Consider the following 265-nt stretch of genomic DNA (forward strand, 5'->3'; position numbering starts at 1 on the left):
GTTTCAGAGGTGAAGCTTCCATAACTACAGGGTTTCCAGGAAGCGAAGAACGTCGTCCTTCGGACGATATCGCGTCGGCTTTCGCGAAGGTGCCTGGAGAGCCTGTAACGCACGATCCTTCATTTGCAGGTCAGCCTCGACATAACGATGTGTTGTCACCGGACTTTCGTGACCAAGCCATAGCGCGATGACGGTAATATCGACACCAGATTGCAGCATATGCGTTGCTACCGAGTGCCTCACCACGTGCGGAGATATTCGGCAC

The 265-nt window shown here is 53.6% G+C and carries 1 protein-coding gene; it reads right to left on the reverse strand.

The window, feature by feature from the left end:
* Positions 1-24: 24 nt before the first annotated feature.
* A partial coding sequence (locus SB753_RS37985; RefSeq protein ID WP_410805278.1) for a tyrosine-type recombinase/integrase occupies positions 25-265 on the reverse strand: 241 nt, incomplete at its 5' end.

The organism is Paraburkholderia sp. SIMBA_053 (genome assembly GCF_046534895.1).
GTDB classification, from domain to species: Bacteria; Pseudomonadota; Gammaproteobacteria; order Burkholderiales; family Burkholderiaceae; genus Paraburkholderia; species Paraburkholderia caledonica.